This is a genomic window from Kitasatospora sp. NBC_00240, from assembly GCF_026342405.1.
Lineage (GTDB): Bacteria > Actinomycetota > Actinomycetes > Streptomycetales > Streptomycetaceae > Kitasatospora.
Window position 1 is genome coordinate 3,776,902 of record NZ_JAPEMU010000001.1, and the last position, 22,732, is coordinate 3,799,633.

At 74.6% G+C, this 22,732-nt stretch carries 21 protein-coding genes; 8 read left to right on the plus strand and 13 right to left on the minus strand.

From position 1 onward, the window contains the following. Positions 1-378 precede the first annotated feature (378 nt). Positions 379-4,848, plus strand: coding sequence for a hypothetical protein (locus OG689_RS15895; protein WP_266321014.1), 4,470 nt, complete (start codon positions 379-381; stop codon positions 4,846-4,848). 107 nt (positions 4,849-4,955) lie between these two features. Beyond that, complete coding sequence (locus tag OG689_RS15900) at positions 4,956-5,885, plus strand: cellulose-binding protein (protein ID WP_073926101.1); 930 nt, start codon at positions 4,956-4,958, stop codon at positions 5,883-5,885. A gap of 162 nt (positions 5,886-6,047) precedes the next feature. Here the strand turns inward: OG689_RS15900 and OG689_RS15905 are convergent, their stop codons facing one another. Together OG689_RS15905 and OG689_RS15910 are read right to left on the minus strand one after the other, a co-directional pair. Continuing rightward, positions 6,048-6,428 carry a hypothetical protein gene (locus OG689_RS15905; protein ID WP_266321016.1) on the minus strand — a complete coding sequence of 127 codons (381 nt, stop codon included), beginning with the start codon at positions 6,426-6,428 and terminating at the stop codon, positions 6,048-6,050. A gap of 68 nt (positions 6,429-6,496) precedes the next feature. Next, entirely contained in the window at positions 6,497-7,291 is a 795-nt protein-coding gene (locus OG689_RS15910) for an alpha/beta fold hydrolase (RefSeq protein ID WP_266321018.1), read from the minus strand. 91 nt (positions 7,292-7,382) lie between these two features. On the opposite strand from OG689_RS15910, the gene OG689_RS15915 reads away from it, so the two are divergent. Beyond that, on the plus strand, positions 7,383-8,441 hold the full coding sequence (locus OG689_RS15915; protein WP_266321020.1) for an ABC transporter ATP-binding protein: 1,059 nt from the start codon (positions 7,383-7,385) through the stop codon (positions 8,439-8,441). A gap of 1 nt (position 8,442) precedes the next feature. Next, complete coding sequence (locus OG689_RS15920; protein ID WP_266321021.1) at positions 8,443-9,210, plus strand: ABC transporter permease subunit; 768 nt, start codon at positions 8,443-8,445, stop codon at positions 9,208-9,210. Between the two features lie 48 nt (positions 9,211-9,258). Here the strand turns inward: OG689_RS15920 and OG689_RS15925 are convergent, their stop codons facing one another. Next, positions 9,259-9,555 carry an ATP/GTP-binding protein gene (locus OG689_RS15925; RefSeq protein ID WP_266327172.1) on the minus strand — a complete coding sequence of 99 codons (297 nt, stop codon included), beginning with the start codon at positions 9,553-9,555 and terminating at the stop codon, positions 9,259-9,261. Positions 9,556-9,971: 416 nt separating this feature from the next. Between OG689_RS15925 and OG689_RS15930 the strand changes: the two genes are divergently transcribed. Beyond that, the gene (locus OG689_RS15930) at positions 9,972-11,153 is read left to right on the plus strand and encodes an LLM class flavin-dependent oxidoreductase (RefSeq protein WP_266327174.1); all 1,182 of its coding nucleotides are present in this window, start codon (positions 9,972-9,974) and stop codon (positions 11,151-11,153) included. 104 nt (positions 11,154-11,257) lie between these two features. Here OG689_RS15930 and OG689_RS15935 read toward each other — a convergent pair whose 3' ends face one another. Next, positions 11,258-11,650 carry an SCO5389 family protein gene (locus tag OG689_RS15935; RefSeq protein WP_266321023.1) on the minus strand — a complete coding sequence of 131 codons (393 nt, stop codon included), beginning with the start codon at positions 11,648-11,650 and terminating at the stop codon, positions 11,258-11,260. Between the two features lie 758 nt (positions 11,651-12,408). Between OG689_RS15935 and nucS the strand changes: the two genes are divergently transcribed. After that, positions 12,409-13,068, plus strand: a complete 660-nt coding sequence (gene nucS, locus OG689_RS15940; RefSeq protein ID WP_266321025.1) for an endonuclease NucS — start codon at positions 12,409-12,411, stop codon at positions 13,066-13,068. An 11-nt stretch (positions 13,069-13,079) separates the two neighbouring features. On the opposite strand, the gene OG689_RS15945 is transcribed toward nucS, so the two are convergent. The 3 genes from OG689_RS15945 to OG689_RS15955 all read right to left on the minus strand — a co-directional run bounded on the left by OG689_RS15945 (position 13,080) and on the right by OG689_RS15955 (position 17,475). Continuing rightward, positions 13,080-15,314, minus strand: coding sequence for an ATP-binding protein (locus OG689_RS15945; RefSeq protein WP_266321027.1), 2,235 nt, complete (start codon positions 15,312-15,314; stop codon positions 13,080-13,082). 442 nt (positions 15,315-15,756) lie between these two features. Further along, positions 15,757-16,128, minus strand: a complete 372-nt coding sequence (locus OG689_RS15950; RefSeq protein WP_266321029.1) for an STAS domain-containing protein — start codon at positions 16,126-16,128, stop codon at positions 15,757-15,759. Between the two features lie 477 nt (positions 16,129-16,605). After that, on the minus strand, positions 16,606-17,475 hold the full coding sequence (locus OG689_RS15955) for a 3-hydroxyacyl-CoA dehydrogenase family protein (protein WP_266321031.1): 870 nt from the start codon (positions 17,473-17,475) through the stop codon (positions 16,606-16,608). Positions 17,476-17,690: 215 nt separating this feature from the next. Here OG689_RS15955 and OG689_RS15960 point away from each other — a divergent pair, with 215 nt between their 5' ends. Next, entirely contained in the window at positions 17,691-17,996 is a 306-nt protein-coding gene (locus OG689_RS15960; RefSeq protein WP_266321033.1) for a hypothetical protein, read from the plus strand. A 46-nt stretch (positions 17,997-18,042) separates the two neighbouring features. Here the strand turns inward: OG689_RS15960 and OG689_RS15965 are convergent, their stop codons facing one another. After that, entirely contained in the window at positions 18,043-18,696 is a 654-nt protein-coding gene (locus tag OG689_RS15965; protein ID WP_266321034.1) for a response regulator transcription factor, read from the minus strand. Continuing rightward, positions 18,693-19,907: a histidine kinase gene (locus OG689_RS15970; protein WP_266321036.1), complete on the minus strand. Its 1,215-nt coding sequence runs from the start codon at positions 19,905-19,907 to the stop codon at positions 18,693-18,695. The genes OG689_RS15965 and OG689_RS15970 overlap by 4 nt, the downstream gene beginning before the upstream one ends. A 158-nt stretch (positions 19,908-20,065) precedes the next feature. On the opposite strand from OG689_RS15970, the gene OG689_RS15975 reads away from it, so the two are divergent. Further along, positions 20,066-20,599 carry a hypothetical protein gene (locus OG689_RS15975; RefSeq protein WP_266321038.1) on the plus strand — a complete coding sequence of 178 codons (534 nt, stop codon included), beginning with the start codon at positions 20,066-20,068 and terminating at the stop codon, positions 20,597-20,599. A 19-nt stretch (positions 20,600-20,618) separates the two neighbouring features. On the opposite strand, the gene OG689_RS15980 is transcribed toward OG689_RS15975, so the two are convergent. The 4 genes from OG689_RS15980 to OG689_RS15995 form a co-directional block, all read right to left on the minus strand. Then, the gene (locus OG689_RS15980; RefSeq protein WP_266321040.1) at positions 20,619-21,191 is read right to left on the minus strand and encodes a cob(I)yrinic acid a,c-diamide adenosyltransferase; all 573 of its coding nucleotides are present in this window, start codon (positions 21,189-21,191) and stop codon (positions 20,619-20,621) included. Positions 21,192-21,205: 14 nt separating this feature from the next. After that, positions 21,206-21,379 (minus strand): hypothetical protein, encoded by a 174-nt coding sequence (locus OG689_RS15985; RefSeq protein ID WP_266321043.1) that lies wholly within the window; start codon positions 21,377-21,379, stop codon positions 21,206-21,208. 228 nt (positions 21,380-21,607) lie between these two features. After that, positions 21,608-22,108, minus strand: coding sequence for a DUF2550 domain-containing protein (locus tag OG689_RS15990; RefSeq protein ID WP_073926115.1), 501 nt, complete (start codon positions 22,106-22,108; stop codon positions 21,608-21,610). A gap of 129 nt (positions 22,109-22,237) precedes the next feature. Beyond that, a complete protein-coding gene (locus OG689_RS15995) occupies positions 22,238-22,618 on the minus strand; it encodes a F0F1 ATP synthase subunit epsilon (RefSeq protein ID WP_190209409.1) in 381 nt (126 codons plus the stop codon). Positions 22,619-22,732: the final 114 nt, after the last annotated feature.

Genomic DNA, 22,732 nt, shown 5'->3' on the forward strand with positions numbered 1-22,732 from the left:
CTACAATGCCCAGGTGCGCGAAGGCCTCGGGGAGGAAGAGGTCCGACGGGCACGGCCGAAAGCGGGTCAGGCCGGTCGAACGCCGGTCTTTCGCGCCGCCAGGGGAGTCCACAACGCGGGCACGGCTCAACAGTCGCAGTCCGGATCTGTCACCATTCTCCACAAGGCAAGAGTTCGCCCAGGAGTCCACCCGGACGGGGGAGCGCGGAAACACCGCGTACCACCGGCCAGGACTCCGACCGTGGCGGGCGGTCCCAGCAGGTCAGGGGGCGTCCACCGGCCGCGGATGCAAGGACCAGCCGCACCGGCTCCCGGACAGTACGGGGACGTCGGACGGCCGGGTCGAGGACGCGACCAGGAGATGGATGGGACCGCGGAGTGCGGGGCTACGACCGCTACGAGGCTGACGATCACCTCTCCCAGTTCGAGGCCGACATGGATCGGACTCGCAAGGAGCGGGACAAGGCCGTCGAGCATGCCGAGGACCTCGCCTACCAGGTGGAGGTGCTTCGGGCCAAGCTGCACGAATCCCGTCGGCAGCTCGCTCAGCCACGCGCTTTCGACTCCGTCTCCGGCCAGGCCGAGCAGCTCCTGCGGAACGCCGAGATGCAGGCCCAGCAGCTGCGCGCCGACGCCGAGCGGCAGCTGCGCGAGTCCCAGGCCGCCACCCAGCGGCTGATGGCCGAGGCCGCCGACCGCACCGCGCGGCTGGAGGCCGAGCTCGCCGACCGCCGCCGCCAGCTCGACGCCGAACTGGCCGAGCTGCGCCGCAGCGCCGAACGCCACGTCAACGAGAACGTCTCCTGGGCCGAGCAGACCCGGGCCGGCACCGAGCAGGAGGCCCAGCGCCTCCTCCAGGAGTCCCGCGCCGAGGCCGACCGGCTGGTCGCCGCCGCCCGCGCCGAGGCCGCCGCCCTCGCCGACCAGGCCCGCGCGCAGACCGCCGCCGACGTGGACGCCGCCCGCGGCGAGGCCCAGGCCGCCGCCGAGGCCGCCCTGCAGCGCGCCCAGACCGACGCCGAGCGCCTGCTGCGGGCCGCCTCCGAGCACGCCCAGCAGGCCAACGCCCAGGCCGAGGAGATGCGCGGCACCGCCGCCAACCAGGCCCAGCAGCAGCTGGCCGGCGCCCAGGCCGCCGCCGAGCACCAGCTCGCCGCCGCCCAGGCCGAGATCGGCCGGCTCAAGGAGCAGGCCGTCGCCGACCAGGCCCGCGCCGAGGAGACCCTCGCGCGTGCCCAGGCCGAGATAGAGCGACTGCGCGCCGAAGCCCTGGCCGAGGCCGAGCGGGCCCGCCAGGAAGCCGCCGAACTGCGCGCCCGGGCCGAGGAGGCCGCCGAGCAGCTCCAGGCCGACGCCGAGGCCGCCGTGGAGCGGCTGGTCGCCGGCGGCGAGGCCGCCAGCGAGCAGCGCTCGCAGACCGCCCGCGCCGAGATCGCCCGGATGGTCGCCAACGCCACCAAGGAGACCGAGCGGATCAAGGCCGAGGCGGCCAACGCCAAGGCCGAGGCCGACGCCGCCAAGGCCGCCGCCGCCGAGGAGAGCGAGCGGCTGCGGGCCACCGCCGAGAGTGTCGCGGGCCAGCTGCGTGCGGAGGCCGAGGCCACCATCGCCGAGCTGCGCGCCGACGCCGAGCGGGACGCGGCCGACCTGCGCGCCCAGGCCGAGGCCACCGCCGAGCAGCTCCGCAACGAAGCCCACGAGCAGGGCCGGGCCACCGGAGCCAAGGACGCCACCGTCCACCTCGCCAAGGCCGCCAAGACGGCCGAGGAGGTGCTCGGCCGGGCCGACCGGGACGCCGAGACCACGCGCGGCGAGGCCGCCGCCGAGGCCGAGCGGATCCTGGCGGCGGCGGTCGCCGAGGCCGAGCGGCTGCGCGAGCAGGCCCAGGCCTCCGTCGAGCAGGCGCAGAACGCCGCGCTGGACGACGCCGCCGGCATCCGCGAGCGGATGCAGCAGATGCAGGACGAGGCCGCCCGGCTGCGCGCGGAGGCCGAGGAGCTGCGCTCCCAGGCCGCCGCCGAGGCCGAGCGGGTACGCGGCGAGGCCCGCCGGCAGGCCGTGGTGCAGATCGAGGAGTCGGCGAAGAACGCCGAGGAGCTGCTCACCCGCGCCAAGACCGACGCGGACGACCTGCGGGCCGGCGCCGCCGACGAGGTCGAGCGGCTGCGCGGGCAGGCCAAGGAGCGGGCCGCCGAGATGCAGGGCCGGGCCGAGCAGACGCTCAGCCGGGCCCGCGCCGAGGCCGAGAAGCTGGCCGCCGCCGCCGAGCAGCAGCACCGGGACGCGATCGCCGCGGCCAAGGCCGCCGCCGCCGAGAATCGCGCCGCGGCCGAGCGGGAGACCGCCGACCTGCGCCGGGAGGCGACGGAGTTCGACGAGCGGGTGCGCAGCGGCGCGAGCGCCGACGCCGAGGCCGTGCGAGCCGAGGCCGCGGCCGCCGCCCAGGCCCTCGCCGCCACCGCGGAGGCCGAGGCCGAGCGGCTGCGGACGGAGACCGGCACCGAGCTGGCCGCCCTGCGCGCCGAGGCCGAGGCCGCCGCCGAGGCGCTGCGTGCGGAGAGCCGTCAGGCGTACGAGGACGCCGCCGCCGGGCTGCTGCGGGAGCGCGAGCTGACCGCCGAGCAGCTGGCCGCCGCCCAGGCCGCGCACGAGCAGGCCGAGGCCGTCGCCGCCGAGCTGGCCGAGCGCACCGAGGCCGAGGCCACCGCCGTCCGGGAGGCCGCCGAGAGCGAGGCCACCCGGCTGCGGGCCGAGGCCGCGCAGGCCCTGGAGGCCGCCCGGACCGCCGCCGTCGCCCAGCTCACCAAGGCCGAGGACGCCTCCGGCAAGCTGCGCGAGCAGGCCGAGCAGGCGCTCGTCCGGGCGAAGGAGCAGGCCGAGGCGCTGACCGCCGAGGCGACCGCCGCCGCGGACACCGCCCGCGCCGAGGCCGAGCGGGCGCTCGCCGAGGCCCGGGAGCGGGCCGCCGAGCTCGCCGCCGAGGCGCAGGCCGCCGCCGAGGCCCTGCGGGCCGAGGCCGGCAGCGAGCTGGACCGGGCCCGCGCCGAGGCGGAGAAGTCCGCCGCCGAGGCCGCGCGCACCGCCGCGGAGCTGGTCGCCGCCGCCGAGGACGAGGCCGCCGAGGTCCGCCAGTCCGTCGCGGGGATGCACGAGGCCGCCTCGCAGCAGGTCGCCGAGGTGCGGGCGACCGCCGAGCGGGAGGCCGCCGAGACCCGGGAGCTGGCCGCGCTGGAGAGCGCCGAGCTGCGGGAGAGCGCCGAGCGCGACAGCGCCGAGCTGCGCGGGACCGCCGACCGGGAGACGGCCGAGCTGCGCGAGCGCGCGGAGCGCGAGACCACCGAGCTGCGCGCGAAGGCCGACCGGGAGACCGCGGACCTGCGCGAGCGGACCACCCAGGAGGTCACGGCCGACCGCGAGGCCGCCGAGGCCGAGCTGGGCCGGCTGCGGGCCGAGGCGCAGGCCTACGACGAGCGGCTGCGCGCCGAGGCGCAGGCCGAGCTGCGCGGCGCCCAGGAGCTGGCCGGGCGGCAGCGCGCCGAGGCCGAGGAGATCGCCCGACGGACGGTCGCGGAGGCCGAGAAGCGGGCCGACGCGACCATCGCCGAGGCGGAGGAGCTCGCGGCCGGCCTGCGGGCCGAGGCCGAGGAGTACGCGCTGGCCACCCGCTCGCTGGCGGACGACTACGACAGCTCGACCCGGGCCCGCGCCGAGGTGTTCGACACCGAGACCCGCGACCAGGCCGAGCAGTTCGACCGGTCCACCCGTGAGCGGGCGAAGTCCGTGCTGGAGAAGGCCTTCGCGGACGCCGAGTCGCTCGGCGAGGACGCCCGGACGACCGCCCTGGCCACCACCGCGGCCGCCGAGGAGCAGGCCGACGCGATGGTCGCGGCGGCCCGCAAGGAGTCCGACCGCCTGGTGGCGGTCGGCGAGGCGGCCGGCCAGGCCGAGGTCGAGCGGGCCCGTGCCGACGCGGACGCCCTGCTCTCCGAGGCCCGCCGGGACGCCACCGCGATCCGCGAGCGGGCCGAGGAGCTGCGCGAGCGGACCGACTCCGAGGTGGAGGCGCTGCACGAGCGCGCCCGCAAGGAGAACGCGCAGGCGATGAAGTCGGCCGGCGAGCGGGTGGACGCGCTGGTGACGGCGGCCCAGGAGCAGCTGACCGAGGCCGAGGAGCTGGCCGTCGCGGCCGTCGCCGAGGCCGAGGAGCGCGCGGCGGCACTGGTCGCCGCCGCCGAGGAGCGGGCCGCCGAGCTGGCGTCCGAGGCCTCGGCGGAGGCGAGCAAGGTCCGGATCTCGGCGGTCCGTAAGGCGGAGGGCCTGCTGAAGGGCGCCGAGCAGAAGCTCGCCGACTCCACCGACCGGGCCGAGGCCCTGATCGCCAAGGCCCAGACCAGGCTGAAGGAAGCCCAGGACGAGGCCGAGGACCGGATCGAGGCGGCCTCCGCCGAGGCCGAGAAGCGGCTCCGGGCGGCGGACGAGACCGCGGACGAGCAGATCGCGCTGGCCGCCGAGGAGGCGGAGCGGCTGCGGTCCGAGGCCCGGACGGAGGCCGAGCGGGTCACCGACGAGGGCCGGCGCGAGCTGGACGAACTGGTCCGGCGCCGCAAGGACATCAACACCGAGATCTCCAGGGTGCAGGACGTGCTGTCCGCCCTGGAGGCCTTTGAGGCACCGTCACCGGTCGCGCAGGCGGCCACCGGCGGATCTGCCGGCGGGGGATCGGCCAACGGGGGATCGAACAGCAGGAACAGCGGCTCCGGAGGCCGCGAGGCGGCGCCGAAGGCCGGCGCCGGGGTGGGCGCTCCCCGTTCGGGTGGCAATCGCTCCGGTGGCGCGCCACCCGATTGAGCGGTCATTGTCCGCGAAGCATCGGCATTTCGCCGATGACACTCCGGTAACGTGTCAGGATTCCCTCAACCACCTCAGCGGTTTGACGACAGGAAGCCCAAAATCCCATGAGCGACAGTCACTCCCCTCACGGCTTCGACCTGGTGCGCCGTGGGTACGAGCGTGCCCAGGTCGACGAGCGGATCACCAAGCTGGTGGCCGACCGTGACAGCGCCCTGACCCGCATCGGGGCCCTGGAGAAGCGCATCGAGGAGCTCCACCTGGAGACCCAGAGCGCCCAGGCCGCGGTCACCGAGTCCGAGCCCTCGTACGCCGGTCTCGGCGCCCGGGTCGAGAAGATCCTCCGTCTCGCCGAGGAGGAGGCCGCCGACCTGCGCAACGAGGCGCACCGCGCGGCCGAGCAGCACCGCGAGCTGGCCGAGGCTGCCTCGCAGCAGGTGCGCACCGAGGCGGAGAACTACGCCAAGGACCGCAAGGCCAAGGCCGAGGACGAGGGTCTGCGGATCGTCGACAAGGCCAAGAGCGACAGCGCGCAGCTGCGCAACGAGGCGAACAAGGACGCGGCGACCAAGCGCGAGGAGGCGGACGCCCTCTTCGAGGACACCCGCACCAAGGCCGCCCAGGCCGCGCTGGAGTTCGAGACCAACCTGGCCAAGCGCCGCGAGCAGTCCGAGCGTGACCTGGCGGCCCGCCAGGCCAAGGCCGAGAAGCGCCTCGCCGAGATCGAGCACCGGGCGGAGCAGCTGCGCCTGGAGGCCGAGAAGCTGCGCACCGACGCCGAGCGCCGCGCCCGCCAGACGGTGGAGACGGCCCAGCGCCAGTCCGAGGACATCGTGGCCGACGCCAACGCCAAGGCCGACCGGATCCGCAGCGAGTCCGAGCGCGAGCTGGCGGCGCTCACCAACCGCCGCGACAGCATCAACGCGCAGCTGACCAACGTGCGCGAGATGCTCGCCACGCTGACCGGCGCGGCCGTGGCCGCCGCCACGCTGCCGACCGACGACACGCTGGGCGTGCCGGCCCAGCAGTCGCGCTGACGCACCGGCCGACGCACCGTCGGCGGGCCCTCACCCTTCGGGGCGGGGGCCCGCCGCGTTTTCCCCGGTGGACGCGGGCGGCGGGGCCCGGTCGCACGGCCGGACGGGCCCGGCCGTGCGCGGTCCGGCCGTGCGCGGTCCGGCCGTGCGCGGTCCGGCCGCTCAGATCGGGTAGGCGCCGTCCGGGCGCTGGTGGCCGCAGCTCAGCTGGTTGCCGTCGTCGTCCGAGACCGTCCCGAACCACGAGGTGCACCAGACCGAGACGGAGTCGGGCCAGTACTGCACCTCGAAGGGGTGGCCGAGCCCGTGGTCGCCGTACGAGGTGACGATGAAGGTCTCGCCGGGCTTGAGCCAGTAGTCCTCGCCGAGCGGTTCGAGGGTCAGCTCGGTCAGTTTGTCGCCGCAGTTGGTGACGGGCATCCGCCCGGACACCTCCAGTGCGGAGAAGTCCCAGGTGGCGGCCTCGTCCCCCGGTGCTCCCGGCCGGTCCGGCCCGTCGGAGCCCGCTCTGTCGTCCGCTCCGCCGCTGTCGCCGTCCCGCATGCCGCCGCCCTTCCGCTCCCCGCTCCGGCCCTCGCCGCCCGTCGGCTCCCCGCCCCGGCCGGCCCCGCTCACCGGTCCACCCGGGCGAGCAGGGCGCGGACGGCCGTGTTGAAGGCCTCGGGGGCCTCGATCGCGCTGAGGTGGCCCGCGTCGGGGATGACGGTCAGTTCGGCGTCCGGCAGCGCGTCGGCCATCAGCCGGGCCTCGGCGAACGGGGTGACGGTGTCCGCCGCGCCGACCACGACGGCCGCCGGGACGTCGAGGCCGGGCAGCACGTCCAGGGTGTCGGTCCGGGCGGCCATCGCGCGCTGGGCCCAGGCGACGGCCTGCGGGGAGGCCTCGGCGATCATGCCTCGGACCCGCTCGGCGAGGTGGCCGGAGGCCGGCCCGAGCAGGGTGTCCTCCATCCGCTCCTCGGCCAGCAGCCGGACGCTGTCCCTGGCCAGGACGGCGGCCGCGATCCGCTCGCGGTTGGCGCGGGCCGCGTCGGTGTCGGCGGTGGCCTTGGTGTCGGCCAGCAGCAGCCCGGCGAGCCGGCCCGGGTGGCGCCGGGCGAAGGCCAGCGCCACGTAGCCGCCCATGGAGAGCCCGCCGAGCACCGCGCGCTCGATCCCGGCGGCGTCCAGCAGCAGGGCGACGTCGTCCGCGACGAGGTCCAGCGAGGGCTGGTCGGTGCCCAGTTCGGTACGGCCGAAGCCGCGCTGGTCGGGGGCCAGCACGCGGGCCTCGTCGCCGCTCAGGCCGGGCAGCGCGTCCAGTTGCGCGCTCCACATCGAGGCGCCCAACGGGAAGGCGTGCAGCAGGACGAGAGGGGTGCCGGTGCCGCTCTCACGGACGGCCACTGCGGTGGGGAGCCGGTTCATGACGCCCACCGTAGCGGCACACCGGGCGGGCGCGGCCGATGAGCCCTTATGTCTGGATTGTCGTAATCTGACGGAGAGTGAGGGAGAACCGATGATCGAGTTGCACGAGCTGACGAAGCGGTACGGCGACACACTCGCCGTCGACCGACTGAGCTTCCAGGTGCCCCAGGGCGTGGTGACCGGGTTCCTCGGCCCCAACGGCGCCGGCAAGTCCACCACCATGCGGATGATCCTCGACCTGGACCGGCCCACCGGCGGCTCGGTCACCATCGACGGCAAGCGCTACGGCCGGCTCAGCGAGCCGCTGAAGTACATCGGCGCCCTGCTGGAGGCCAAGGCGGTCCACCCCGGCCGGACCGCCTACGACCACCTGCTCTGGCTGGCCCAGAGCAACCGCATCCCGAAGTCCAGGGTCGACGAGATGCTGGACCTCGTCGGCCTCGCCTCCGTCGCCCGCAAGCGCTCGCGCGGCTTCTCGCTCGGGATGGGCCAGCGCCTGGGCATCGCCTCCGCGCTGCTGGGCGACCCCGAGATCGTGATGTTCGACGAGCCCGTCAACGGCCTCGACCCCGAGGGCATCCTCTGGATCCGCAACCTGATGAAGCGGCTCGCCGCCGAGGGCCGGACGGTCTTCGTCTCCTCGCACCTGATGAGCGAGATGGCCCTGACCGCCGACCACCTGGTGGTGATCGGCCGGGGCCGGCTGCTCGCCGACCTCTCGATGCCCGAGTTCATCCGGCAGAACTCCCGCACGGCCGTCCGGCTGCGCACCCCGCACCCCGAGCGGCTGCTGGACGCCCTCGACAGCGCGGGCGTCCGGGTCGAGGCCGGGCCCGAGGGCTCGTACGAGGTGGTCGACGGCGACCTCGCCAAGCTCGGCGAGCTGGCCGCCGCCAACGGCGTCGTGCTGCACGAACTGAGCCCGCAGCAGGCCTCGCTGGAGGAGGCCTTCATGCAGATGACCGCCGACTCGGTGGAGTACCACGCCGGCGGCACCGCCCCCCGGAAACCCGGCGGCCCGGACGCCGCCGAGGCGCCGGGGCCGACGGGCGCCTGGGGCGCCTCCTGGCAGGCCGGCAGGGCGGCGCCGGGCGGACCGCCCGGCACCGGCCCCCAGGCCCCGAACGCCAAGCCCGAGGAGGAGAACTGAGATGGCGTCCTTCCCCGCGGTCCTGCGGTCCGAGTGGACGAAGGTCCGCAGCGTCCGCTCGACCATCTGGACCCTGGCGCTGACCTTCGCGGTCACCGCCGGCCTCGGCGCGCTGCTGTCCCTGCTGACCAACAACAACTTCGACGAGTTCACCCGGGGCGACAGCACGCCCTTCGACGCCACCGGCACCGCGTTCTCCGGCATCCTGCTCGGCGAACTCGCCATCATCGTCTTCGGCGTGCTCGCGGTCGGCAACGAGTACAGCACCGGAATGATCCGGGTGACCCTGGCCGCCGTGCCGCAGCGCGGCACGCTGCTCACCGGCAAGGCCGTGGTGCTCGGCGCACTGGCCTTCACGGTCGCCCTGGTGACGGCCTTCATCACGTTCTTCCTCGGCCAGGCGCTGCTCGGCGGCCACTCCACCGACCTGGGCCAACCGCACGTGCTGCGCGCGGTGTTCGGCGCGGCGTTCTACCTGACGATGCTCTGCCTCTTCTCGGCCGGCGTCACCGCGATGCTGCACAACCAGACCCTGGCCCTCGGGGTGCTGGTGCCGTTCTTCTTCCTGCTCTCGCCGATCCTCTCGGCCGTGCCGAAGGTGAAGACCCTGGCGCACTACTTCCCCGACTACGCGGGCTCCCGGATGCTCCTGGTGTACGAGCAGAGCGGCCAGCCGTACGGGCCGTGGGCGGGCTTCCTGATCTGCCTCGCCTGGACGCTGGCGGCCCTGGTCGGCGGCGCCCTGGTGCTCAAGAACCGGGACGCCTGACCCACCGCGGCAGCGGGCCGCACCACCGGGCCGCGGGCGCGGCGCCCCTCAGTACCGCGGGGCGCCGCGCCCGCGCTGGATGTTGGAGCTGCGCCGCTCGCGCGCCCCCCAGCAGGCGCGGTGCCAGTGCCGGCGGTCCTCCACCCCGGCCCCGAACTCCGGCCAGGCCACCACGTGCCCGACCCCCGGCGGGATCTCCTGGTCGCAGCCCGGGCAGCGGTAGTGGCGCCCGGCGGTGCCGGCCACCGTCTGCACCACCCACTCCTCGCCCTGGTAGCTCTCGGTCCGCCGCAGGGACCCGCCGAGCGGCCCGGGACCGGGCTCCTCACGGTCGTCGTTGCTGATCCGGTTGCGGCGGGGAGACACGTGGGCGACCTCTCTGCAGGGGCTCGAAAACCCTTCCAGGGTACGGGGCGCACACGGTCCTCCGTGGCCCTACCACGGCTTCACCCGGCACTCCGGTGTTTCCGGTGAGATCCACCCGATCTTCGGCGAAATAGGTGAATCCGCGTGCCATTGGCACATGACATGGGTTACTCACGAGGTGACGAGGCGGGGCCCGCAGACCCTGCGCGACCCCCAGGAGGCTGCCCATGACCAAGACCAGCGCGCGCGCCGAGGCACACCCGACCGTCGGCGTCCGGCCGTCCGCCCCGCCCGCCGGGGCCTCGCCGCTGCCCGGCCGGCCGGCCGCGGTGCTGCCGGGCGGACCGGTGCCGCTGGCCGAGAGCGGCGGTGGCCGGCCGGCGGCCACCGAGGCCCTGCGGGTCGGCGCCTTCCTGCTGTCCGCGCAGTTCCCCGGCCAGAGCCACGCCGAGGTGCTGGAGCGCACCGTCGGCGCCACCGTCACGGCCGAGCGCGCGGGCCTGGACGCCGTCTGGCTGGCCGAGCACCACTTCGTCCCCTACGGGGTCTGCCCGGACGCCGCGACCCTCGCCGCGATGCTGCTCGGCCGCACCCGCCGGATCGGCGTCGGGACGGCGGTGAGCGTGCTCTCCACCCGGCACCCGGTGGCCCTCGGGGAGCAGGCCGCGCTGCTGCACCTCACCTCCGGCGGGCGGTTCACGCTCGGGGTGGGGCGCGGCGGGCCGTGGATCGACCTGGACGTCTTCGGCAGCGGTCTCGACGCGTACGAGCAGGGGTTCCCCGAACGGCTGGACCTCCTGCTGCGCTGGCTGCGCGAGGCCACCGTGGGCGCGGACGGCCCGCAGTTCAGCTTCCCCGAGGTGGCCGTGGTGCCGCGGGCGGGCGAGCCGCCGCGGCGGCCCGGCCTGTCCTCCTGGCTGGGTCTGGAGCCGGGCCAGGCCGTGGTGCCGGGCCTGGCCGGCCGGCTGCCCCGGCAGCGGGTGGACGGGCTGCGGCCCGAGCCGGCCGAACCTCGGCAGGTTCCGGAGGGAGCCGGTGAGCGGCCCCAGGCCGGCCCACCGCTCGTGGTCGCCTGCACCTCCCCCGGCGGCGTCCGGCTGGCGGCCGAGCGGGGCCTGCCGATGCTGCTCGGCATGCACTCGGGGGACGAGGACAAGCAGGAGATGCTCGCGCTGTACGGCGCCGCCTGGCGGGCCTGCGGCCGCTCCGACGAGGGGCTCGCCCGGATCCGGGGGGAGCATGTCGCGGCCGGCGTGACCCAGGTCGAGGACGGCCCCTCGGCGGCGCGGGCGACCCTGCTGCGCTCGATGCCCGGCTGGTTCGAGTACGGGCTCGGCGCGCACCGCACGGTGGACGGGCGCGAGCGCAAGATGCGCGACCCGCACGAGTACACCGCGCTGCTCTGCGACCTGCACGCGGTGGGCACGCCCCGGCACTGCGCGGACCGGCTGCTCGCGACCGCCGAGCGGACCGGCATCCGGCGCTTCGCGCTGCTCACTGAGGGCAGCGGGGACCACGAGGCCACCCTGCACAACATCGCCCGGCTGGGCTCCGAGGTGCTCCCGCAGCTGTCCTGAACGCGCGGACGCCCGGGCCACCCTGCCCCACCTCCGAGGACGCGCACAGCGCGCCCGGAGCAGGAACGGGGTGGCCCGGGTCGTTCGGCCCGCTCGACGACGGGTCAGCAGTCCCGCAGTTCGTCGGACTGGTTGAGCAGCTGCTCCCGGACGGACGTGAAGCGCTGGTGGCGCGCCACGTTGTTCTCCGTCGGCGCGAAGACCGCGACCCGGTGGCAGTTCTGGAAGGCCAGCTGGACGCCGAAGTGCCGTTGCAGGGCCCCTCGGATCGCGTCACTGGCGAGGGCGCGCAGCAGCTGCCCGCGGGCCTGCTCGCTGGGCGGCGGAACGTGGTTGTCTGCGAAGTCGGTGCCGTCGACCTTCAGCTGGGCGACCAGCGAACTGATCAACTCCCAGGCGTACGGCAGGGAGACGCGGACGCAGTCGACGAATTCCCGCTCGTCGACCTCGCCCCGCTCGGCCTTCTCCAGGAGGGCCGGTGAGACGTCGAGCGACATGGGTTCTCCTCTCGCGGTCCACCCGCGCGCGGCGCCCGGGTGGTGGTGCGTGTGTACGGATGGTGCCGTGCCTTGCTCAGGTTGGTGCTTCGGGTGGTGCTGGTGTTCCCGTTGTTCCCGATCGCCGATTCGTGCACGATCGTGGTCCTTGGAGGATCGCCGGGTGGTGCGCGATCACCGGGCCCCTTTCGATCGCCGGTCGTGCGCGATCATCGGGCCAGGGGCTGGTGGGGCGAATGCGACAAGGGTGTTCGGTGAATGCAGGTGGTGCGGAAATTGCACCGGGGGAATGCGATGAGAGCCTGCGGTGACGTGGGGCGGACACCGGCCTGTCGGCCCGACCTGCTGGTCCGACGCACCGGCTGGCCGACGGTCGAACGATGTCGGGCCACCCGGGCCACCCCTGGTCGGCTCCGCCGGGTGGGGGCGGCAGCCGCTCGGAACAGCGTGTCAGCCATTGGCCCGCAGAACAGGCGAATCCGCTGATTTCCTATGAATTCGCACGCCGCCGAAGCAGGTTTGGCCGGATTCGGCCGGATCTCGCATCCCGTGTCCCCATCCCCGTGTCTCCGTCCCCGTCGACGACTCGTCCCGCAAGCGCTCAGTCACACACCGTAGCCGTCAGTGGGTAAGCGCGCCAGAGTGCGGCGGGCAACCGGTCGGACCGCCGAACCTCCATGTTCGCCGTCCCCCCGGTTTCTTCACCCCGCCGTACCGGAATCGCATCAACTGGCCCCGGTGGGCTAGCGTGGTCGACCGTGCGTCTCGTAATTGCCCGTTGCTCAGTCGACTATGCCGGTCGGCTCTCCGCCCATCTGCCGTCCGCCACCAGGCTCATCCTGGTCAAGGCCGACGGCAGCGTCAGCATTCATGCCGACGACCGCGCCTACAAGCCGCTCAACTGGATGTCGCCACCGTGCTCCCTCAAGGAGGCGGACGGCACCTGGACGGTCGTGAACAAGGCCGGCGAAAAGCTGATCATCACGCTGGAGGAGGTGCTGCACGACTCCTCGCACGAACTCGGGGTGGACCCGGGACTCGTCAAGGACGGGGTCGAGGCCCACCTCCAGGAGCTGCTCGCCGACCGGATGGAGGTGCTCGGCAGCGGCTGGGCACTGATCCGCCGCGAGTACCCGACCGCGATCGGCCCCGTCGACATCCTCTGCCGCGACTCCGACGGTGCCACCGTCGCCGTCGAGATCAAGCGGCGCGGCGAGATCGACGGCGTCGAGCAGCTCACCCGCTACCTGGAGCTGCTCAACCGCGACCCGCTGCTCGCCCCGGTGAAGGGTGTCTTCGCCGCGCAGGAGATCAAGCCCCAGGCCCGCGTCCTGGCCACCGACCGGGGCATCGGCTGCGTGGTGCTGGACTACGACGAGCTGCGCGGCATCGAGGACGACAAGCTCAAGCTGTTCTGACCCGCGGGCCCCTACGAGGGCGGTGAGGCCGCTGTCGTGCTCGAACTCGGGCTCGTCGTCGGCGTCACCGGGGGCGAACTGCTGGGACTGGTCGTCGGCTGGGTCGTCGGCTGGGTCGTCGGCACCACCGGCGGCGGCACGACCGGCGGCTGGCTCGTCCCCGGGGCCGGTGTGCTGCTCGGGCTGGGGCTCGCCGACTTCGTCGTCTTCTTCGGCGAGGGCGAGGCGGACGCGGAGCCCGAGGGCGACGGACTGCCGCTGGTCTCCGAGGCCTCCGGCGACGGGGAGTCGGTGCCGGCGGGCGAGGCCGCGTCGGAGGCCGAGTCGCTCGGGGCGGGGATCGTGTAGTTGCCGGTCAGGCTGCCCGGCTGGTCCGGAGCGCCGTTGTGCGGGGTGGCACCGCCCCTGGGGGTGTCCTGGCCGGCCACGCTCAGGCCGACCGCCGTGCCGAGCACGCCGAGCGCGAGCACGGCCGCCGAGGCGGCGATGACCGTCCGGCCCCGGCCGCCGGCCTTCGGGATCATGCCGAAGCGCCAAGGCACCTGCGCGATGGCCCGGATGACGGGCCGTCGGGTGACCACCGGCAGGTCCCCGTCGCCGGCCGTCAGCGCCTGGGTGTCGGCGCGCAGCAGGTCAAGCATCCGGCGGCCCGCGGCGCCGCCGCGCTGCTCGCCGAGTGCGACCCGCAGGGCCACCGCGGCCTCCAGCTCGGCCACCGCGCGCTCGGGCGTCCGCCGGCAGAGCGCGTACACCCCCAGCTCGTGGTGGAACCAGGCCTCGTCCGGGCCCGAGCCGACCGCGCGGGCGGCCTCCAGGCCCAGCTGCAGCGCCCGCTCCCAGGCCCCCCAGCGCAGCGCCAGGGCAAGCGCCGGGGCGGCCGCGCGGGCCAGCCGCAGCACGGCGGCGGGGCGGCCGGCGGCGCGGTCGGCGAGCATCGCGCCGATCACCACCTCGGCCTCGGCCGCGACCTGCTCGATGCTGACCGAACTGTGGCCCACCCACCAGGCGAAGTGGGTGGCGGCGCCGTTGGTGCTGCCCGCGTCCGGCCAGTGCGGCTCCAGCAGCTCCAACGCGCCCGCGGTGAGCCGGTGGTGGCCGCCGATGGAGACCGCCAGGCCGCAGTCGGTGAGCTCGTGCAGAGCGCTCTCGCCGTGGCCGACGTCGATCAGCGCGGGCAGGTGCGGCGCGGTCGGACACTCGCCGCCGAGCGCCACCGCGAGCCGCAGGACGGCCTGGGCGGACTCGCTGAGTCCCTCCGCCAGCCGCAGGGCGGGCGCGGCGCTCTCGGCGACCGTCGGCAGCGCCACGGTGCGCCGCAGCTCGGCCTCACGCACCGCCGGGTCCTCGTCCACCTCCGGGTGCTCGACCGCGCCGAACACCCCGCGGCGGTCCTCCTCGGCGGCGACCAGGGCGTCCACGGAGACGTCGCGCTGGCGCAGCAGGGCGGCCGCCTGGACGAAGCGCAGCGGCAGGCCCTCGGACTCGAACCAGAGGTCGACGGCCCAGGCCCGCTCGGCCTCGTCCAGGGCGCGGCCGGCCAGCCGGGCGGTCAGGGCCAGGCAGGCGGCCCGGGACAGCCCCGCGACCAGGTGGTCCTCCAGCCGGGAGTCCAGGGCCAGGGCGGCGCTGTCGGGGGCGACCGAGATCAGGAAGGCGCAGTCGGGCGCGGTCGCGAGCAGTTCCTCCAACTCCGCACCGGTGGACTCGACCTCGTCCACCACCACGACGGCGCCGACCGTCGCGAGGTGGCGGGCCAGCTGCTGCGGGTCGGGGCGGAAGCCGGGGGCGTGGTGGGTGGCGGAGAAGAGCGCCTGGAGGAGGTCGGCGGCGGTGCGACGGTGGCCGCAGAGCTGGACGACGCCGTCGGGTGCCAGCTCGCCGGCCGCCGCGGCGACGGCGGACAGCAGGGCGCTGCGCCCGGAGCCGGCCTGGCCGACCAGGCGTATCGAGCGGCCTTCGGCCAGCTTGCCGAGGAGTTGGGCGATGTCGGCCTCGCGGTCCAGCAGCGGCAGGTCGGCCGCGCCGGCGCCGAGGGCCAGCGGGCCGACGGCGGGGCTGGGGCCGAGGGTGGCCCGGCTCGGGCCGCCGCGCTCCAGCCGGCGCGGGCGGGGCCGCCAGTCGTCGGGGCAGGGCCGGGCCTCGGAGCCGTCGGTCGAGCCGACGGTCACCAGCAGGTCGCCGGAGACGAGTTCGCCGGTACGGGGGCGCAGGCCCTCCTGCCGAAAGTCGCCGGTTGGCTGTCCCACGTATCGCTCCGCCCATGCTCGGCCGCCCGGCCCGGGGCCGGGGCGTTGACGACGTTCGAGCGGCCTTGCGCGGGCAGGCTTTTGGGTCCCGGCGGCCGTCTCCTGACCGCAGACTCTCGCACATCCGTGCCCTGCCGTGCAGCGCGGGCCCCTCGTGGGAGCGCCAGGGCTGCCTGTGAGCTGGCCCGTTCGCACCCGACATGTACGCGACGGCGGCCCTACGGGGGCCTTCAGCGCCGTACGAGGGCCCCTGGAAGCGGCCCGCGGGGCCGGGCGAAGGACGGGGTCGCGGAAGTGACCGGGCGGCGGGGCCGCGGGGCCGGGGGGCCGGGGCGGGGCGTCGGTCCGAACCGTCGGACCGGGCAGGCGTACGAGGTGGCCCACCGGTGGGCCCGGAGGGGCGGGGCCACCGCCAGGGGGCCCCGGACGAGGGCGCCGCCGGTCAGAGCAGCGGGGCCACGACCGGCTGGCCCGTCACCGGGCCGAGCCCGGGCAGGGTCGCGCCGTGGACGTCCGACACCGTGCCCTCGACGGCCAGGATGCGGTGCAGCCGGGTGGCCACCAACAGGCGCTGCAACTGCGCGGGGACGGCCCGCAGGACGAGCCGGCGACCGAGCCGGCCGGCCCGGCGGTGGGTGCCCATGATGACGCCGAGGCCGGTGGCGTCCCAGGACTCCAGTCGGCCGAGGTCCAGCACGAGGTCGCCCTGCCCGCCGTCGACGGCCTGGTGCAGCAGGACCCTGGCGTCGGCGGCGCTGCGCACGTCGAGGTGGCCTTCGAGGGCCAGGGCGGTGTGGTCACCGATGATGCGCATGCTCTCCTCCTCCGCTCGTAGGCCTGCCCGAGGGCCTCGGCCTGCCGTCGGCCGCCCGCCACGGGCTGCCGGCCGCAGGTTGCCTTGTCGTGCCGGTCGGGCCGCCCCGGCCTGGGTGCGGCCGGTCCGGGTCCGACAGGGTTTTTCGTGCTACGGGGTTCCGTGCCGCAGGGATTCCTTCGGACGGGCCGGGCGGGCACCTGCCCGGAGCCCGGGCCCCGGCGCTCGCACCGGGGCTCCCCCTCATCTGACGGTGAACCAGCTCCGCAGGTTGCTGCTGCGGCCCAGACCTGAACCAACTTCACTCGTCCGAGGGAATATACGCAGTAAGTCCCCATACCTACGCTCGATTACCGCCCAAATCACCCGTCTGCGGCACCTGCGTGAGGAAACTCACCCGCCCCCGGGCGGGCGGGCCGTACGATGTCCGATCCGCACGGCCCGCCGGTCGCCGGCCCCCTGTTCCGGGGGCCGCCGTCACTTGCTCCCGTACGGGTAGAAACCGCGGCCGCTCTTGCGCCCGAGGTCGCCCGCCGTGACCATCCGCGCCATGATCTCCGGCGCGGCGAACTTCTCGTCCTGGGTCTCCTCGTAGATGTTGCGCGCGGCGTGCAGCAGGATGTCGACGCCGGTGAGGTCGGCGGTCTGCAGCGGGCCCATCGGGTGGCCGAAGCCGAGCCGGCAGGCGGTGTCGATGTCCTCGGCGGAGGCGACGCCCGACTCGTACAGCTTGGCGGCCTCGACGACCAGCGCGGTGATCAGGCGGGTGGTGACGAAGCCGGCCACGTCGCGGTTGACCACGACCACCTCCTTGCCCACCCCCTCGGCGAACTCGCGGACCACGGCCAGCGTCTCGTCACTGGTCTTGTAGCCGCGCACCAGCTCGACCAGCTTCATCAGCGGTACCGGTGAGAAGAAGTGCACGCCGACCACGGACTCGGGGCGCCCGGTCGCGGCGGCGATCCGGGTGATCGGGATGGCCGAGGTGTTGGAGGCCAGCACCGCGCCCTCCTTGACGATCTTGTCGAGCTCCCGGAACACGCCTTCCTTGACGTCCAGGCGCTCGAAGACCGCCTCCACCACGATGTCGGCGTCGGCGACCGCACCCAGGTCGGTGGTGGTGGTGATCCGGCCGAGCGCCGCCTCGGCGGCCTCCGCGTCGAGCTTCCCCTTGGAGACGAACTTCTCGTACGAGGCGCGGATGCCGTCCAGCCCACGCCGCAGTGCCTCGTCGGTGACGTCCCGCAGCACGACCGGGTGACCGGCCTGAGCGGCGACCTGCGCGATGCCGGCGCCCATCAGTCCGGCGCCGATCACGGCAATCTGCTTGCTGGGTACGTTGCTCATGGCTGGGTCTCCCGGGGTGCCGTTTGACCGCCCCCGCCGCCGGGCCCGCTGGTCGGGCGGTCGGCTCAGGGCGGTGCCTGAAGGCGGCCCTGGGCAGGGGTCACCCCCCGGAGCCGCGCCGCTCATCGCCGGACTCTAACGTCCCGGCAGGCTCCATGGTGAGATTGGCCGGTGTGATCTGCGTCCGGCGGGGCGCACCGGCGGAAGGACCGATCGTGCGGAGCCTGGCGTTCCTGCTGCTAACCGCCGCCGTGATGGCGGTGCTGATCCTGCTGCTGCGCTGGACGTACGGCGGCGGGTCCTCCCTGGTCGAGCGCCGCCCCCGGACGGGCGGGCCGGACGAGTACGGACTGCTGGTGGCCGTCGCCGACCCGGCCGACGCCGAGCAGGCCCGCCGGCTCGCCGCCCGGCTCGCCGCGGCCGGCCTGCGGCACACCCTGGTACGGACCGCCGAAGGGCCCCGGCTGATGGTCTGGCCGGCCGACGCGGAGGCCGCCCGGGCCCTGCTGCGGCGCGGCTGAGCGGCGGCGGGTCCGGCGGCCGCCGCCGGCCCGCGGCCGCGGGCACTCAGCCCGCGATCAGGCCCAAGTCCTGGGCCAGGATGGCCGCCTGGACCCTGCTGCGCAGCTCCAGCTTGGCCAGGATCCGGCTGACGTGCGTCTTGGTGGTCGCCTCCGCCATCACCAGCCGGTCCGCGATCTCACCGTTCGACAGGCCGGCGCCGATGCAGCGGAGCACCTCCCGCTCGCGCGGTGTCAGCGCCTCCACCGCCGCCCTGGCCTCGGCCCCCACCGTGCGTCCCGGGCGGGCGAAGGTGCCGATCAGCCGCCTGGTCACGGAGGGCGCCAGCATGCCGTCGCCGCGCGCCACCGTCCGGATCCCCTCGATCAGCGCGTCCGCCTCCAGGTCCTTCAGCAGGAAGCCCGCGGCGCCGGCCCGCAGCGCCCCGTAGACGTACTCGTCGAGATCGAAGGTGGTCAGCACCAGGACCTGCGCGGCGCCCGCCGCCACCACCTGGCGGGTCGCCGAGACACCGTCCAACCGGGGCATCTGGATGTCCATCAGCACCACGTCCGGCCGCAGTTCCAGGGCGAGACGCACGGCCTGCTCGCCGTCGCCCGCCTCACCGACCACCTCCAGCCCCGGCTCCGCGCCCAGGATCATCACCAGCGCGGCCCGCACCGCCGCCTGGTCCTCCGCCACCAGTACCCGGATCGTCATGCCCGGCCCTTCCCTTCCGCCCTCGCCACACCCCGCGGCAGCACCGCGCGGACCAGCCACCGGCCGCCGCGCGCCCCCGCCTCGAAACTCCCGCCCAGCAGCGCCGCCCGCTCCCGCATGCCGACCAGCCCGGCCCGGGCCCCGGGCAGCACCCGGCCCTCCCCCGCCCGGTACGGGCTGTCCACCTCGATCTCCAGGTCCTCCGACCGGTACGTCAGCCGCAGCCGGACGGTCCCCGGCGCGGCGTGCTTGAGCGCGTTGGTCAGCGACTCCTGGACGATCCGGTACGCGGCCAGCCCGACCGGCACCGCCAGCCGCCCTCGCTCGCCCTCCTCGGACGCCTCGAAGACCAGCCCGGCGTCCTGGCCGGCCGCCCGCGCGTTCTCCAGCAGGGTGTCCACCGCGTCGAGTTCGGGCGCGGTGTAGGTCTCCTCCTCGCCCTCGCCGCCACCGCTGGAGCGCAGCAGGCCGATCATCCGGCGCATCTCGGTCAGCCCCTGCACACTGTTCTCCCGGATCACCGCGAGCACCTCCACCAGCGGATCGTCCTCCGGCCGGCGCTGACGGCGGGCCAGGGACTGCGCGCCGGTCGCGTGGATCGCGATGGCGGAGAGGTGGTTGGCGATGACGTCGTGCAGCTCCCGCGCCATCCGGGCCCGTTCGGCGACCACCGCGCCGCGCCGGTCCATCTCGGAGAGCAGCGCGGTCTGCTGCGCACGCAGCCGCTCCGCCACGGCCTCGTCCCGGTGCCGGCGCAGCAGGTCCGCCGTCCAGACCGGCGCGATGAAGACCAGCCCGGCGAAGACCGCCACCAGCAGCGCGGCTGACACCGTGGCGTACAGCACCGTGAGGCTGCTCAGGACCAGCGTCGCGGCGGCGCCGGTGAGGTGCAGGATCGCCGCCATCCGCTTGGACCCGTAGAGCACCGCCGCGTACAGCAGGTCGGTGTACATGATGACGGTGGCCACCACCGACCCGGCGAAGATGTTGGCGGCGAAGACCCCGCCGCCCAGGCAGACCGTCCACACCGGATGGGTCCGGCGGAGCAGTTCCAGTCCGGCCATCGCGCAGAGCGGCAGCACCGCCACCCACGGCCGGATCGCCTCGGAGTTGTCGTAGGCGCCGGTGGCGATCAGCACCAGGCCGCCGAGCAGTCCGGCCAGGGCGATCGCGCGGTCCTCCTGGCGCGGGGTGAGGCTGAGTCCGGTCACAGGGTCCACCCAACCACCCGGCGGGCCGCCGCGCGCGGACCGCCAGGACGATCCGCCGTACATCGAAGGATGCAGGGGCCGCTCCGCACCGGCGACGACGACCGGGCGGCCCTGGGCGACCAGGCTGGAGGGCGGACCACCGAGGAGAGGGGACCACCATGATCGTGACCGTCGTCCTGGCCGGCGAGGCCGGGTTCTGGGTCGTCCTCGCGCTGGGCCTGGCGGCCCGCTACCTGCTCGGGTGGCGCCGGGCCGGCGCGGCGCTGCTGCTCTGCCTGCCGCTGGTCGACCTGGTCGTCCTCGGCGCCACCGTGCTGGACCTGCGCGGCGGCGCCACCGCGCAGGCCTCGCACGGCCTGGCGGCCGCCTACGTGGGCTTCACGGTCGCCTACGGGCACTCCCTGGTCGCCTGGGCCGACGGCCGGTTCGCGCACCGCTTCGCGGGCGGCCCGAAGCCGCCCGCCGCGCCCCGGTACGGCCGGGCGCGGGCCGCCCACGAGTGGCTGATCTTCCGGCGCACCCTGCTGGCGGCCGGCATCACCGTCGCCCTGATCAGCCTGATGATCCTGCTGGTGGACGATCCGGCCCGGTCCGGCGCACTGACCGCCTGGTACCCCCGGACGGCCTGGGTGACGGGCATCAGCCTGATCGTCGCGGCAAGCTACACGGTCTTCCCGAAACGGCCGCGGTAGTTCCGCCCCGGCACCGGGGTCAGCGGTTCTCGCCGGGCACCCAGAGCACGTCGCCGCGCTCCTTGTTGGCGGACCTCGCCAGGATGAACAGCAGGTCGGAGAGCCGGTTGAGGTACTTCGCGGTCAACGGGTTGACGCTGTCGCCGTGCGCCTCGATCGCCGCCCAGGTGGACCGCTCGGCCCGCCGCACCACGGTGCAGGCCAGGTGCAGGTACGCGGCGCCGGCCGTGCCGCCGGGCAGGATGAAGCTGCGGAGCTTCTCCAGCGTCTCCAGGTGGAGGTCGCAGTCCGCCTCCAGCCGGTCGATGTAGGTCTGCAGCACCCGCAACGGCGGGTACTTCGGGTCCTCGACCACCGGCGTCGCGAGGTCCGCGCCCACGTCGAAGAGGTCGTTCTGGACCCGGGTCAGCACCGCCGACACGTCCTCCGGCAGCCCGCCGGCCGCGATGGCCACCCCGATCGCCGCGTTCGCCTCGTTGGTGTCCGCGTACGCGATCAGCCGGGGGTCGGTCTTGGTGGTGCGGCTCATGTCGCCGAGCGCCGTGGTGCCGTCGTCGCCGGTGCGGGTGTAGATACGCGTGAGGTTGACCATGGACAGCAGACTACTCAGGCCCGGCGCGGCTCACCCGTGATTGCGACGCCGATCACAAAGCCCTTGGCCGGGCCCTCGGGGACGGTCACCTCGGTGCCGTACGGGACGCGGATCCCGGCCTCGTACGTCGCCGTCTTCGGGTCGGGGTCTGTGAGCAGGGTGAGGTCGAGATCTGCTTCACGGGCCATAGCGGTCATCGAGAACACACCTCCTCCGTACAGTGTGGGCGGGCGCCATGCCATGGCACAACCAACACCGCAGACGCCAGGCGCGCCGCACCCTCCGGGCGGGAGGTGCCCCCGTACCCGAGAGTCTCGTCGCTACGCGACTCCCCCACCCTCCGGGCGGGGGGACCCCCAGTCTCGTCGCTACGCGACTCCCCCACCCTCCGGGCGGGGGGACCCCCAGTCTCGTCGCTACGCGACGTTGACTCTCTGCCCGGGCGGGGCGGCCTCCAGCCAGGCGAGGAAGCCGGTGAGGGCGTCGTCGCTCATGGCGAGTTCGAGGGGGGCGCCGTTGTGCAGGCAGCGCAGGACGACGGAGCCGGAGAGCAGGGCGAGCTCCTCCTGGCCCTCGGGGTAGCGGCGGCCGAGCACCTCGATCTCGCGGCGCGGCAGGACCCGGCGCGGGCGGGGGGCGTAGGAGAAGACCCGGAACCACTCGATGGAGTCGCCGCTGTACCGGCCGATACCAAAAACCCACCCCTTGCCGTCGGTCTGCGGAACCGGGGCTGAGGTGGGTTTGCCGTTCTCGTCGAGGTCGGGCTGCGTGGAGGCGTCGGCCGGCATTTTGAGCCGGTAGCTGCAGTCGAACGTTCCGCCGACCCGCTGGATCACCCGCCGACGTACGGCGAAGGCCACCAGGCCTGCCACTCCGAACGCCACGACCGCCGCGCACACCACAAGGGCGAGGACCATGCTCACCGACCTCCTCGCTACCCGCGTACCCCGGATCGGCCGTGACGAGCGGCCGCGCTGTCCTACCAACTGATACGACAGTCCCGGGGTCACGCTCGCGCGTCCCCGGGACCGTCGGTCTGACTACGTTCAGGCGGCCTTGCGGCGACCTGCCGCGACGAGGCGGACCTCGGCGCGTCGCTCGGCGTGCGCGTCGCTCTCGCCCTGGGCGAGTTCGAGCGCGCGCTCCGCGCGGGTGACATCGATCTCGTCCGCCAGCTCGGCGATCTCCGCGAGCAGAGAAAGCTTGTTGTCGGCGAAGGAGATGAAACCGCCGTGGACGGCGGCCACGACGACGTTGCCGTCGGTGGTCCGGATCGTCACCGGGCCGGACTCCAGCACGCTCAGCACCGGGGTGTGGCCCGGCATGATGCCGGTGTCACCGGAGGCCGTACGGGCGACAACGATGGTGGCCGCACCGGACCACACCTTGCGGTCGGCTGCGACCAGCTCGACGTGCAGCTCAGCCAACGTGGGCTCCTAGGCTCTTGCAACGCCCGATTACTCGGGAGTTTCGGTAAGAATAACGGGCCCGCGCCCCGGAGATGAAACCGGCGGCACGGAGATGACCGGAATCACAGTGAG